This is a genomic window from Gilliamella sp. BG2, assembly GCF_046635645.1.
Taxonomy (GTDB): domain Bacteria; phylum Pseudomonadota; class Gammaproteobacteria; order Enterobacterales; family Orbaceae; genus Gilliamella; species Gilliamella bombi.
The window spans coordinates 1-1,057 of the sequence record NZ_JBIDFF010000076.1 but is presented as its reverse complement, the minus strand read 5'-3'; the positions used below and the strand labels follow the sequence as shown (position 1 = coordinate 1,057).

At 26.1% G+C, this 1,057-nt stretch carries 1 protein-coding gene; it reads left to right on the top strand.

The window, feature by feature from the left end; genetic code table 11:
* The first annotated feature begins 35 nt into the window (after positions 1-35).
* Entirely contained in the window at positions 36-392 is a 357-nt protein-coding gene (locus tag ACGH6Q_RS12360) for a hypothetical protein (RefSeq protein WP_085165218.1), read from the top strand.
* Positions 393-1,057: the final 665 nt, after the last annotated feature.

Here is a 1,057-nt window from a genome sequence, read left to right as displayed (position 1 = left end):
ACCCATTAATAATAAATTGAAAAAATGAGGTTTATATGAATACACAGGAAATACAAACAAAATACGGCATTATTTATGCACGAAATGCATTGATATTATCTGACGTTAAATTAGAATGTATACCATTCACTTTGATGGTCAATACATCATTATCACTAGCAGGCTGTAAGCCAAAAATCTTAAATGTTCCAGAAGTTAAAGTTACATTTATTTTTAGTGATATTGATAGCTTATCTATTTATCTAATAGATGAATACCCTTATGAAAAATATTCAAAATCTAGTTTTGATTTAGTTGATGAAGTTCATAAAAAAGGCAAGCAACGCGTAATTCTTAGTACTTATGATCATATTTTTGATGTTATTGGCAGATATAAAATTGAATATGATTAATTGATAGAAGAAATACCAACATAAACCTATCTATTGTTGGTTGTTGACAGCCTAAAAATACTCAGTAAGTATTGGTAATAGAAATTATTCTAAATAAAATTCATAAAACACGGTTCTATCTTTCAGCCTTTGATTAAATAGCTTGGAATTTTGATTCACAAAGTATTAAACAATATTTGGATGTTGGTAACAGAGTTTGATATGTTAAAACTGAATGTTTTTGCTGATCAAAATTTAATATTTGAACACGCCTTTCCTGTTGCATCCTTATTTACTTAATAAAATGCCGTTAGCTCAAACTAACGGCATTTTTATTTTTTATAAGATAATTTTTGTCAAAAAGTTTCAGGTAACTATACGTTTCAGTAAAAAATGAATCAAATAACTAAGTGTTGATCTTAATGAAAACGAGAGATAAATAAGTTATATATCTTTGATAACTTTGGTAAACGTCAATACCCTAGTACCTGTTATTAACAGGTGTCTTTATATTATTAAAAAGATTAGAATACTTAGGATTTTATTCAGATGATTTATCGCAGATAAATTTGTCTGTAAATATATAAAAAGATTTTTCAGAAAAACAATACCCATTAATAATAAATTGAAAAAATGAGGTTTATATGAATACACAGGAAATACAAACAAAATACGGCATTATTTAT

Excerpts from the sequence above, each read along its gene's own strand:
- ACGH6Q_RS12360 (WP_085165218.1), top strand. The coding sequence starts at position 36 with ATGAATACACAGGAAATACAAACAAAATACGGCATTATTTATGCACGA.